The sequence below is a fragment of the Subsaxibacter sp. CAU 1640 genome, from assembly GCF_023156585.1.
Lineage (GTDB): Bacteria > Bacteroidota > Bacteroidia > Flavobacteriales > Flavobacteriaceae > JBPOFM01.
Map to the genome: position 1 here is coordinate 131,180 of NZ_JALNMI010000003.1, position 12,515 is coordinate 143,694.

Here is a 12,515-nt window from a genome sequence, read left to right on the forward strand (position 1 = left end):
TTTTTTTGTATCTTAATGGTTGAATTTCAACACATTTAGCCATGGGAACCATAAAAACATTAAACAAGTGGGCTAACGCCCATACATATTACCCTCTCGACCTTTTAAGATTTGCCTTGGGTGTTTTTCTCTTTATTAAAGGCATACACTTTTTGAATCATATGCCTGCGCTGATTCAAATGTTTGAACCAATAAAGAACATACCTGGTGGAATGATATGGTTACACTACGTTATGCCAGCGCATTTCATCGGTGGGATTTTGATTGCTTTTGGTCTTTTGACACGATGGGCCATTATTGCTCAAATACCAATTCTTGTTGGAGCCATTCTCATCAACTTTTTAGGTGAAATGAACGGCACCAATTTACTAGTAGCTACTTTAACCCTATTAGTCTGTGTTTTTTTTCTGTTTTATGGTTCAGGAAAACATTCAGCAGATTACTATTTTAAAATGCAGCAGTAGAGCCTAGTCTTTTATCATTTTAAGAGTTTCCAATCTTTTTATCTTCCCAGTTGGAGTCATTTTAAACTGCTTAACATTGTATATTTTTTTGGGTGTTTCATACTTATCCAAAACTTTGAAATTTTTTTTATCGACCGTATTAATGCTGCTTTCAATTACCATTACCAATCGTTCTCCTAAAATTTTATCAGGTTCAGAGGCAATAAAAAATTGGTATGGTAGCTTTCCTTTGAGCTTCTCCTCTATTTGTTCTGGAAATAATTTGACACCTCCCGAATTAATGACATTATCGATTCGTCCAAGCCATTCAAACTCTGTTTCAGAATGTAACTCTACCAAATCGTTGGTAACGACTTTTTCTTTGGCAACTTTAGGAGCATAAATTACCAGACAACCACGTTCATCTTGAGAAATTGAAACTTTGGGCAAAACCTTAAAGTATGGTTCTCTCGACTTATTGTTCAAAGGTTTCAACGCAATGTGTGAAGCCGTTTCTGTCATTCCATAAGTGGCATAAACTTTTGCCTTGACAGATTGTGTTAAATCAATTAAATGTTTTGATACGGATGAGCCTCCAACAATGATGGTCTTAACATTGTGCAGATATGATAAAGTTGATTCTAATTGCATAGGAAGCATCGCCGTAAAATGATAGGTCTTATCGTAGTCAAAAATCGGTTGGGACGTTGGTTCTACCAAATCCATTTCCAGACCGAGAATCATAGCTCTTACAAGCATCATTTTACCAGCAATGTAGTTATTTGGTAAACAATGCAAAGCGGTATTTCCTGATTTTAATTTAAGATAATTGCCTGTAGCAATGCTTGAGTTAACCATTGCTTGTTTGCTTAATTTCATTATTTTAGGCTTTCCTGTAGAACCAGAAGTGTGAACTCTAACAAAATCATTATCATCAAGCCAATCGAGCAAAAAATCACCAGTAATTTTTTCGTAAGGCTCACCTTCTTTAATCAAACTATAAGCAACTTCCTTTAGCTGATGATGGTCATATTTGTTACCATTGAGCTTGAATTTATTATGAATTTTATCAAAAGAAGGTGTCATAATTGGTATGGTATTGGATACACAAAACTAAAATATTTAAAATTTTTTTTCTGATAAATATCTATATATTTGAAAATAATGCCTTGATATATGAAAAACCTGTTATTTATTCTTTTCGTTATGCCCTTTTTGCTTCAAGCTCAAGATTTTTCTGATGAAGATTATATTTATTTGAAGCGTCACGAACATATCAAAATAGGTTTATCAAAACAAACTTTCGACATTACCAAGCAAGTGTCTGAACAAGCGGAATATTTAACCGCGAAGAAACTCTATTTTGCCAATGAAGCTATGCATTTTGACAGCTTTTCTTCTATTGAAGATATAGACGCTTACACATATTTGCCAGAACGCGATAGCAATGTTAAAGTAGATTATATTGAAACCAAGCGAGAGTTTGATAATGGCATTTTTTACAGCGACCAAGAATCAAAGATTTTTACTTTTCCAGCCGTTACCAAAGGTGCCATTACCAATTTGAATTATAAAGAAGTCATCAAAGATCCTCATTTTTTGGGATTGTTTCGATTTGGAACCTTTGTACCTACTAAAAGCGCTCAATTGTCTATCGAATTCCCAACAAATGTCTCAATTGGTTATGTAGATTTCAATACAAAAGATATCGCTTTGGATTTCAAACAGGAAACTAAAAAGAATACTACCACTTACACCTGGACAGCCAGCAACGTCAAGGGGTTTCAAAGTGAAGACGATGGTGAATCTGTTTTATATTTTATGCCACACATAATAGTATATGTTAAAAGTTATGAATACAAGGGTGAAACCATCAATGTTCTGAACGATGTGAATGATTTGTACAAATGGTACGCTTCCTTGGTCAATCAAATTGACAATAATGACCTTGAGAAAGTATATAAAATTGCTGACGACATCACTAAAAACCTTCAAACTAAAAAGCAAAAAGCAGAAGCTATTTTTGATTGGGTTCAAAACAATATCAATTACGTTGCTTTTGAGGATGGCCTTGGCGGATTTATTCCACGTGGTGCGGCAAGTGTCTGTGATAAACGTTATGGTGACTGTAAGGATATGGCAAATTTGCTCTATGAAATGCTCAACCACGTTGGAATTGAAGCTTATAGAACGTGGATTGGCACTCGAGACAGACCGTACAGCTATAAAGACGTTCCAACGCCTATGGTTGATAATCATATGATTACAACAGCAATTATTGATGGTGAAACCATTTTTTTGGATGGAACCGATAGTTATGTTCCGTTTGGTATGCCAAGTTCATTTACGCAGACCAAAGAAGCTCTTTTGGGAATTGACGAAAACACCTACAGATTGATTACGGTTCCTGTTCAAAAGGCCGATAAGAGCGTTGCGGATGTCACAAGTACCATCACCATTGAGGACCATATGTTCAAGGTCAATGAAAAGCGTTTGCTTACAGGATATGAAAAGGTAGATTTCATCACAGATTATCTTTACAAACGAGATTCAAAATCTGATGAAGAATTCCTGAACACAACGCTCGCTCTTGGCAACAACAAAACCAATTACAACAATATTAAAAAGGAGAATTTTGACAATAAAAATGAGGCTTTGGAGCTTTCATTTGATTTGGAAATAGATAGTTATGTCAAAAAAGTTGGTAATAAACTTTTCATAAATTTGGATATCGACAGAGTGCTTTCAAAAAGTAAAATTGATATTGAGGACAAAAAGTATGACAAGAAAATTGATCATACCTACACAAAGAACTATGTCACAACTTTGACAATTCCGGAAGGTTATCACGCTAGTTTTATTCCTGAAACGTTGTCATTTGAAAATCCAAATTATGGATACACAATCACTTATACTCAAAAAGACAATACTATCATTCAACATAAGAATATTTACATCAACACTTTAAGTATCAAAAAACAAGATTTTGAATCTTGGAATGAATTCATCAAAAGCTTAAACAAAGCCTATAAAAAAAGTATCATTTTAGAACAAAACCAATGATAAAAAACACCATTTACATCGTTCTCCTGCTTATTAGCACTAATTGCTTTTCACAATACTATAAATCTTACGATTGGGCTAAAAAGCCAAAATTGCACGACATTTCAGCTGATGAAGCAAAAGAACATTCACTAGCTATCTTAAAAAAGAGTATTGTAGAATATTCATCGGCCGCATTGTCTACAGATTTAAAACAGTTTGAAACAACACACACCATCATTAGAGTCAATGACGAAAAAGGAATTGGCGAGCACAACCGAGTGTATATCCCAATGTATGACGTCAAAAATCTAATTGATGTAAAAGCAAGAACGATCAATTCTGATGGAAAAGTGACGCTTCTCAACAAAGACAATATCAAAGAAGTAAACAATGTAGAAGAATATGGTGATTTTAAAATTTTCGCCATTGAAGGCGTTGAGAAAAATTCTGAAATTGAAGTATTGTACACGGTTGAAAAAGAAGCTGATTTGTTCGGTAGTGAAACATTGCAAAGTGATTACTTCATTAAAAACGCACAGTTTTTATATATCACAGGTGATTTGAATTCCGTTGTGAAAGCGTACAGAACGACTGCCAAATTTGAAAATGTCATTACAGATGGCAAGGCTTCGAGGCTTTTGGACATCAAAAACATTCCAGCGATGATTGAGGAAGAATATTCTACGCCAAATGCCAACAAAATTGCTGTAGTTTATCAATGTTTTCCAAAAGGACAAAACATTACACAAGATATGTTTTGGAGCAATGTAGTGAACAATGTTGGTGGTAAGATAATTCCAAGCAGTACAAATAGCCAAGCCAAAAAAGATGTTGAGGCAATGTTGAAAGACAAAAATGCCTTGACCAATTACGACAAAGCTGTTTTGGCGGACAATTATATCAAAACAAATTTTACCGTTGTAAAAAATAATAATGCTGAACTTTCAGACCTAGATTATATTCTTAAAAACAGATCTGCAAGTGATTTTGGTATTCTAAAAGTCTATACCAATTATTTCAATGAGTTGAAAATTCCTTATGAATTGGTGATTACTTCAAACCGCTTCACCTATAAATTCGATCCTGATTTTTTCATTCCGAATATGTTGAGAGATTTTCTGATTTATCTGCCAGAGGAAGAAAAATACATTGCTCCTGATAGAATTGAGTATAGAGTTGGTGAGGCTCCTTTCAATATTTTGGGAAGCTATGGTTTGTTCATAAAGCAGGATGGCTCACATTATTTCAGTAAAATTGTTCAGTCCGATCCTAATTACAGTACTATCAGACGTAAGGTTGATATTACTTTCAATGATGATTTTGAAAGCGCAACCTTGAAACAACATCAAGAACAGACAGGTCATTGGGCAGTTACAAGTAGAGCCATAATGAATTTGTCTACGGACCAATCCATCAAAGAATATAAAGATTATCTTACTGGTTCAGGCATTGAGGACAAAGTAGTTGAAAGCTATGATGCCGAAAATACAGAGATGAATCAATCTGAATATAATGTGCCTTTTATTACCAATAGTACCATCACTTCAGAATCTATCATTGAAGATGCTGGCGACAGTTATTTATTTCAAATAGGAAGAGTGATTGGCACACAAAGTGAATTGTATCAGGAAAAAGAACGTGTAAACCCTATTGAGATGACGTATCCTAATCAATACGACTACACCATCACAGTCGATATACCTGAAGGTTATACGGTTGAAGGCTTAAGCAGTTTGAATATTGATAAAAGCTATAAATCTGATTCTACAGGAGAAAAGCTATGCAAGTTTGAATCGAGCTACAAATTGGAAGGTAATAAGGTCATCGTTACCATTCAGGAGTTTTATAAAACGAATGAATATTCTTTGAACAGATACGAAGAATTTAGAAGCGTCATCAATGCTGCTTCAGATTTCAACAAGGCCTCCATCCTATTTAAAGCAAAATAAATTTAAAGGCTTCGGCATTATTCAATAGTGCCGATGTCTTCCATAATTTTGTAATCTTCTTTTGGTGGTTCTTCGACGTTACCAAATAATTTTTCTTTCCAATCCGTCCATTTGTACACTTTTGAAAAGATGAACAACAATATTGGGAACAGTACAAAAACAGGTAGAATCAAATCAATAAAACCAAGTTCTGGTTCCGAAATATCTTTTAACACAGAATGGGTCTGAAAAGCAGTCCAATCAGCAGTAACCAAAAGTGCAGTAAATAAGTTATTGGCAGCGTGAAACCCAAGTGCCAACTCCATTCCTTCATCCATCAAAGTCATAATCCCTAAAAACAATCCCGTCCCGATGTAATAGACCATAATGCTATAACCAAGCGTCTTCACTTCTGGATTGAATAGATGTAATCCACCAAAAATCACAGACGTCATAATCAGTGGAAACCATTTATTTTTTGCCAAGGTACCAAAACCTTGCATCAAATAACCTCTAAAAATGTATTCTTCCAAACTTGTCTGAATCGGAATCAACGCAATGGCAATAACCGCCAAGATTGCAAATCGTTCCAACTGAAAATTAAAGGCATAATCTTCTGGTGACATATAATAATCAGCAATTACCAAACCAGATGATAAAATTCCCCAAAAGAAAAAAGCAAACCAAATACGTTTCCAATCGATCTTTTTTCTGGAAGTTGTCACAGATGTCATTGTTTGTTTATGAAGGAATTTCACCACCAAAACAAGGCCAATCATTCCTGCCACAAACGAAATTAGCATCAAAAATAGAAACAGATTGGACTCCAACAGAGAATACATTGTTTGTTCATCGATCTTGGTCATATCTAGACCTTCATTCATCGCTTCGATAAAAACAGCAAAACCCAATGGCAATTGACCAATGATTGATGCTATGATAATGACCACCGAACCAACGATATATCTCCAAAATTCGTGTTTGACCTTAAAAGCTTGAGCTATAAACATATATTTCTTTATAAATTAAAATTCCATTTTATTGAACTATCGTAACGCAATGTACCATTTTTTACCAATAATGGTGAATCAAAATTATTGGTGAACAGACCACCTGTACCAAGCCCTTGAAACATTGGATTTTGAAGCTTGTATGTCCATTGAGAAATGGCATTCAAACCCACATTACTTTCCAAAGCACTTGTAAACCACCACCCTATTTGTTGCAGTTCTGACAACTCTATCCATTCATTACTTCCTGAAAAACCTCCAACAAAACTTGGTTTCAAAATAATAAATTGAGGTTTGATGGTTTGTAGCAGTTCTTTCTTTTTTGTTACATCAAAAACACCTATCAGTTCTTCGTCCAAAGCTATTGGAAGTGGTGTTTTCTCGCACAAATCAGCCATTTCTTGCCATTGCCCTTGTTTAATCGGTTGTTCTATGGAATGCAAATCAAAATCTGAAAGTCGTTTCAATTTTTCCAGAGCTTCATCAGGCATAAAAGCGCCATTGGCATCCACACGAAGCTCGATATCTGATGATGAGAACTCTTTCCGAATGGACTTCAATAAACTTAATTCTGTTTCAAAATCAATGGCACCAATTTTCAGTTTGATGCATTTAAAACCATCCGAAATTTTATCCTTGATTTGCTGTTTCATAAAGCTTTCACTTCCCATCCAAATCAATCCATTGATGGCAATGCTGTCTTCGCCTTTCGTGTATTTTGATGGAAATAATTCAAAGGGATTTTCGCTATTTAACGACTTAAAAGCCATTTCCAAACCAAATTGAATACTCGGAAATTCAACAAGTTTCTGCAATAAAACTTCAAGACCAAGTTCAATATTATCTACTGTCCAACGCAAAGTATCTTTATAATCCGAGCGATCATCAGCAGATAATCCTCTTAATATGCCACATTCACCAATTCCTTTCTTACCGTTATTTTCAAGTATGATGAACCAGGTTTCCTTTGTTTTTAAAATACCACGCGAAGTGCCACTAGGCTGTTTGAAGTTGAGAATATATTTACGATACGTGGCTGTCATATAAGTGCCAAAAATAGGCAAATAATTTTGTATTTTTAGGTCGCAACGCAACTCGAACTCTTTGAATAAACAGTAACATTTCTAAAATGCCAGAATTCCCAAATATCATTCATTTTGCCATTCCATTTTTCATTATCGCAATGCTGTTGGAGCTGTATGTGACTACAAAAGAAAACATCAAAACCTATGAAGCCAAAGATGCGTTTTCTTCAATAGCAATGGGTCTTGGTAATGTTGGTCTGGGTTTTTTGAGTAAAGCATTGGTATTGCTGGCATTTATGTACATCTATGAGCATTTCAGGTTGTTCACAATCCCTGTAACTTGGTGGTCATTCGTGCTGTTGTTTTTTGCTGATGATTTTTCATACTATTGGTTTCATCGTATTTCTCACGAATGTCGCTTGTTTTGGGCTTCTCACGTTGTTCATCATTCCTCCCAACATTACAATTTAAGTACAGCATTGCGACAAACTTGGTCAGGTGGCTTCTATTCATTCATTTTTTGGCTTTGGTTGCCTTTGATTGGATTTCATCCAGGGATGATTTTATTGCAAATGTCCATCAGCTTGCTTTATCAATTTTGGATTCACACGGAAGCCATCAACAAGATGCCGAAATGGTTTGAGGCTGTAATGAACACGCCATCGCACCACAGAGTACATCACGGCAGCAATCCGTTATATTTAGATAGAAATCACGCTGGAATTTTGATTATTTGGGACAAATGGTTTGGTACATTTCAACCAGAACTCGAAGACGAAAAAGTGATATATGGTTTGACGTCGAATATCAACACCTACAATCCTTTGAAAATTGCGTTTCACGAATGGATTTCGATGTCAAAGGATAGTTTTACGGGAAAAAAATCCGTGGCCAGCAGGATCAAATATCTTCTGAAACCACCTGGCTGGCGACATGATGGCACAGGGAAAATAAGTACTGACTTGAGGAATGAGTGGCATAAATCAGTTGGCAATAAACAGAAGTCTGTAAATAGTTGATTTTAGTTATTTGATTGTCAATTAGCTTTGAAAGCTCTATTGTCTAACTTCAGGGTATTACTTTTAATTCTGTTGTAAAATCCCCAATCGTTATGTATAATTCTCCTGAAACCTGATTTGCCGTACCGGATCTTCCTCCAAAATCCCTGACAAAAAATCTAAAACTAGTAGATACTGTGGTATTAGGTCCACTATTTCTTGCAACAAAATCCCCCGTTAAAATCATACCGCGAATGGGATTAACCCCATCCCCTTGCCATTCTATCATCCTGTTGGTAGAGGAAATATCCCTTATTGTCCATTCACCACCAGGAAAATCATCATCAAATTCGATGGTTTCATTTTCCCCTAATTGCCATTGCAGCAAGGCCATACCACCTGCATCGTCTCCCGTAAACACAAAAGAATAGACTTTATTGGCTCTTAAATTCAATTGCATTCTACTGAAATCATCATCTTGTGTAAAGGTTCTGCTAAAACCATCACCCTCAATTTTAAACGAAAAGCTGGGTGGTGTTGTATCTGTTTCAGGGATTGTTACCCTATCTATGCAGGCATAATTACATATAGAAAGTATGACTAATAATGCTGCTTTTAAAACGATTGCTTTTTTCATAATATTATTTGTTTTAGGTTATACTTATTTTGAAATGAATTTTTTCAACGCTTCGAGGCTTTTTTTGACTTTTTTGTTTTCTTGAAAAAGCTGTTTCATTGTTCGGTTTTCATTTTTAAGTTCTTCAATTTGTGCTTGTTGTTCTTGAATGGCTTTTATTAATACAGGGATTAATTCTTGGTAACTCATCGCTTTATATTCTGAAGGTGTTACCATACGCTCTCCTGTATCTGGGTTGATATCGACATCCTCATTAATAACTACCTCCGGAATAAGGACTTCCACTTCTTGTGCAATCAATCCTAAACGGGTTTTAAGAGGGTCTGCAATTCCTTCATTATACCGAAAACTAACTGGGTTTAATTGTAAAATTTCTTGTAAACCATAGTCCAATTGTTGGATATTGTTTTTGGTTCTTTTATCTGAAAACGTGATAAAGGCGTTGGCAACTACATAATCCCAGTGCTCGGCAATATCATTTTTCCCTAGATCGTATGAGGTATTATTGTAAGGTATTACATCCCCATCCAAGCCTAACTTATTATTACCTAAATTTGCGATTTCTAGATACGAAGTTGTTGTACCAACTTGCCCTATCTGTAAGGTAGCATTGAAACGAAGAAGGTCATTATCAAACTCACCATAAATAAGGGCACCATGTTCAGTACTAAAAGACGGGTCAATATATAATTTATTACTTCCAGTTTCATAAAATCCTGAATAATAACCTATAGCTATGTTATTATAGCCTTTGTTATTTGAGCCTAAAGAATTATATCCAATGGCCACATTACGGTAACCCGTAGTATTGGAGTACAAGGAAGCTCCTCCAACAGCAATATTACTAGTTCCACCACTATTTGAAAATAAAGAATTCACTCCAAAAGCAATATTATCATCACCTGTAGTGTTTGAATATAAAGATCGGTATCCAACACCTATATTTCTATGCCCTGTGGTACTATTAGAAAATAAGGATTGATAACCTATTGCCATGTTGTAATCTCCTGTAGTATTGGAATATAATGCTTGAATTCCATTAGCTATATTGTCATGCCCTGTAGTATTAGAATATAAAGCTTGATACCCTTGGGCTATATTTCGATAGCCTTCGGTGTTTAAATACATAGCTTGATAACCATTGGCTATATTGTCATATCCTGTAGTATTGGAAAATAAAGCACGATACCCATGCGCAATATTGTTAGAGCCCGTAGAATTAAAATATAAGGCTTGAGAACCATTGGCCACATTGTCATCTCCTGTAGTGTTAGTATTTAAAGCTTGATAGCCTAGTGCAATATTATTAGCTCCTGTGTTATTTAAGTATAAAGCCCTATTACCAAATGCAATGTTACTGCTTGCCGTAGTATTGTTATACAAGGCTTGGAATCCTTGGGCAATATTATGGTCTCCAGTAGTATTTGAGTATAGAGACTGACGACCAATCCCTATGTTATAGTGCCCAGTGGTACTATTCGAGTATAAAGATTGATACCCAATGGCTGTATTATTCTCTCCTGTGGTATTGGAGTTTAAAGACCTATAACCTAACGCGATATTAGATTCTCCGGTAGTATTAGAGAATAAGGCTCCATAACCATGAGCAATATTATTAGAGCCTTCTGTGTTATCATACAAAGCTTCGCGGCCATTAGCAATATTGTTTTCCCCTATAGTATTTGAAATTAAAGCAGCACTACCTATAGCAATATTATCATTGCCTCCTGAATTAAATCCCAAAGCTCTATAACCAATAGCAATATTCTCTCTACCAATGGTATTTGCATACATTGTTCTATAACCAAAGGCAATATTATTAAATCCAGTAGTATTATTATATAAAGCCTCACGGCCATTAGCAATATTATCATCTCCTGAAGTATTCCTGTTTAAAGATTGATACCCTAGTGCAACGTTATTTTCTCCTGTAGTATTTGTGTATAGTGCATTTCTTCCAAGCGCAATATTGTAGTGACCACTATTATAATATAAGGCTCGTGAACCTAAAGCAACATTGTCTTGTCCTGCAGTACTTGAATACATAGATAAATTACCAATTGCTATATTTCTATGGCCAGATGTAACGTTAGAAAACAATGCTTGATTACCCATTGCTATATTACCAGAGCCAGTAGTATTAGAGAATAATGCTTGATACCCTATACCAATGTTTTTATTATCACTTTCATCATCATCAACACCAGCATCCATGCCTAAAAACACAGAAGACCCATCGTTTGTACCATCGTTATCACTTTTACCATCCAGCAAATCGTCTATTTTTTCTACTCCTGTGCCAGTAATGGGCATCCATTGTACCCCGTTAAAAAAATAAAAACCTACTCCGGTTCCTCCAGTGGTAGCTGCATTAGTATTCCAAACCAGCAATCCTGTTGCCGGAGTTGCCACGGGAGTAGTGGTATTGGTTACATTGGTCAAACTCACTCTGGGTACCAACACTCCTTTATCTGTGGCAGTAACATCCAATATAGAAGAGGCATCTGGAGTTGTGGTGCCAATACCTACTTGTGCCAGTAAGGTGTTACATAATAAAATAAAACCGATAATTGTAAGATACTTGTTTTTCATGATACTGTCCTTTTACCTAAAGGTAGTATGCATGTGTACAAATCGCTATAGATTAGTTATCAAACGGTTGGGTTAATTATCAAACGGTAAAAAGAAGTTAACCCTATTCATTTTTATTCAATTTTACTAAAATATCTTTAAGCAATTTAGTAGAGTTTAGATAGTGGGTGTTTGCTGCGTTAAAGTTGTCAATTATGTTGTTTATAGTTTTATTATGTACAGCTTCTTCAATTGTAGCTAGTGCATCTTTTAATGATAGAATTCCCATAAACTCTGCTTGTGGCTTTAGGGAATGGGCGTTGATACGCAACTGCTCCCAATCTTTGTCTTTAAGATTCTGTTTCATATCTGCAAAGGTTTGTGGTGCCACATCTAGATAGAGTTTAATGTAACGTTGCATTTTTTGGGTGTCGCCCTTGGTGAATTTCTCAAGAAAACCTAAATCTACCATTAGACGTTAGCTTTTATAAGTTGGTAGATTTCCTGAAACGCATCTTGCCCTTTGATGACATAATGCACAGCTCCATACATGATGGTTTGTGATGCTGTTCCGTAGCTTTTTTGGCTAGAGAGCATTATTACAGGTAAATTTTTGTTTTGATGCTTAATATCTTTAAGAATGTCAATTCCGTTGGAAGCTTCCTTTTCTTTGGAGTTCAAATAATAATCCAACACAACAGCATCTGGGTTTTCGTGCAAGTGCTTTAGACAGGCTTCACCTGTCGGAAAAGTCTTGATTTTGAAACCCGAATAGTGTTCTTTAAGATAATCTGCTAACATTTCGGTCAATAAGGGCTCATCATCTACTATAAAAATAGTGGGATTGGTGTTTCGCAT

11 protein-coding genes are annotated in these 12,515 nt (G+C 35.5%); 4 read left to right on the forward strand and 7 right to left on the reverse strand.

Translation table 11 applies throughout. The features are described 5' to 3' along the window. Positions 1-41 precede the first annotated feature (41 nt). Positions 42-464, forward strand: a complete 423-nt coding sequence (locus M0G43_RS08145) for a DoxX family protein (protein WP_248024955.1) — start codon at positions 42-44, stop codon at positions 462-464. Between the two features lie 3 nt (positions 465-467). Here M0G43_RS08145 and M0G43_RS08150 read toward each other — a convergent pair whose 3' ends face one another. Next, on the reverse strand, positions 468-1,529 hold the full coding sequence (locus tag M0G43_RS08150) for an AMP-binding protein (protein ID WP_248024956.1): 1,062 nt from the start codon (positions 1,527-1,529) through the stop codon (positions 468-470). A gap of 90 nt (positions 1,530-1,619) precedes the next feature. Here M0G43_RS08150 and M0G43_RS08155 point away from each other — a divergent pair, with 90 nt between their 5' ends. Further along, positions 1,620-3,506 (forward strand): DUF3857 domain-containing protein, encoded by a 1,887-nt coding sequence (locus M0G43_RS08155; protein ID WP_248024959.1) that lies wholly within the window; start codon positions 1,620-1,622, stop codon positions 3,504-3,506. Beyond that, positions 3,503-5,437, forward strand: a complete 1,935-nt coding sequence (locus tag M0G43_RS08160; RefSeq protein WP_248024961.1) for a DUF3857 domain-containing protein — start codon at positions 3,503-3,505, stop codon at positions 5,435-5,437. Before M0G43_RS08155 ends, M0G43_RS08160 begins: the two co-directional genes overlap by 4 nt. Positions 5,438-5,454: 17 nt before the next feature. Here the strand turns inward: M0G43_RS08160 and M0G43_RS08165 are convergent, their stop codons facing one another. Continuing rightward, a complete protein-coding gene (locus M0G43_RS08165) occupies positions 5,455-6,426 on the reverse strand; it encodes a CPBP family intramembrane glutamic endopeptidase (RefSeq protein ID WP_248024963.1) in 972 nt (323 codons plus the stop codon). A gap of 8 nt (positions 6,427-6,434) precedes the next feature. Beyond that, positions 6,435-7,469, reverse strand: a complete 1,035-nt coding sequence (locus tag M0G43_RS08170; protein WP_248024964.1) for an o-succinylbenzoate synthase — start codon at positions 7,467-7,469, stop codon at positions 6,435-6,437. An 86-nt stretch (positions 7,470-7,555) separates the two neighbouring features. Here M0G43_RS08170 and M0G43_RS08175 point away from each other — a divergent pair, with 86 nt between their 5' ends. Then, on the forward strand, positions 7,556-8,470 hold the full coding sequence (locus M0G43_RS08175; RefSeq protein ID WP_248024966.1) for a sterol desaturase family protein: 915 nt from the start codon (positions 7,556-7,558) through the stop codon (positions 8,468-8,470). Positions 8,471-8,519: 49 nt separating this feature from the next. On the opposite strand, the gene M0G43_RS08180 is transcribed toward M0G43_RS08175, so the two are convergent. The 4 genes from M0G43_RS08180 to M0G43_RS08195 all read right to left on the reverse strand — a co-directional run bounded on the left by M0G43_RS08180 (position 8,520) and on the right by M0G43_RS08195 (position 12,515). Then, positions 8,520-9,086, reverse strand: a complete 567-nt coding sequence (locus M0G43_RS08180; protein WP_248024968.1) for a hypothetical protein — start codon at positions 9,084-9,086, stop codon at positions 8,520-8,522. 24 nt (positions 9,087-9,110) lie between these two features. Beyond that, positions 9,111-11,549: a tail fiber domain-containing protein gene (locus M0G43_RS08185; RefSeq protein ID WP_248024970.1), complete on the reverse strand. Its 2,439-nt coding sequence runs from the start codon at positions 11,547-11,549 to the stop codon at positions 9,111-9,113. Between the two features lie 232 nt (positions 11,550-11,781). Then, positions 11,782-12,129, reverse strand: coding sequence for an Hpt domain-containing protein (locus tag M0G43_RS08190; RefSeq protein WP_248024972.1), 348 nt, complete (start codon positions 12,127-12,129; stop codon positions 11,782-11,784). Next, positions 12,129-12,515, reverse strand: coding sequence for a response regulator (locus M0G43_RS08195; protein ID WP_248024973.1), 387 nt, complete (start codon positions 12,513-12,515; stop codon positions 12,129-12,131). The genes M0G43_RS08190 and M0G43_RS08195 overlap by 1 nt, the downstream gene beginning before the upstream one ends.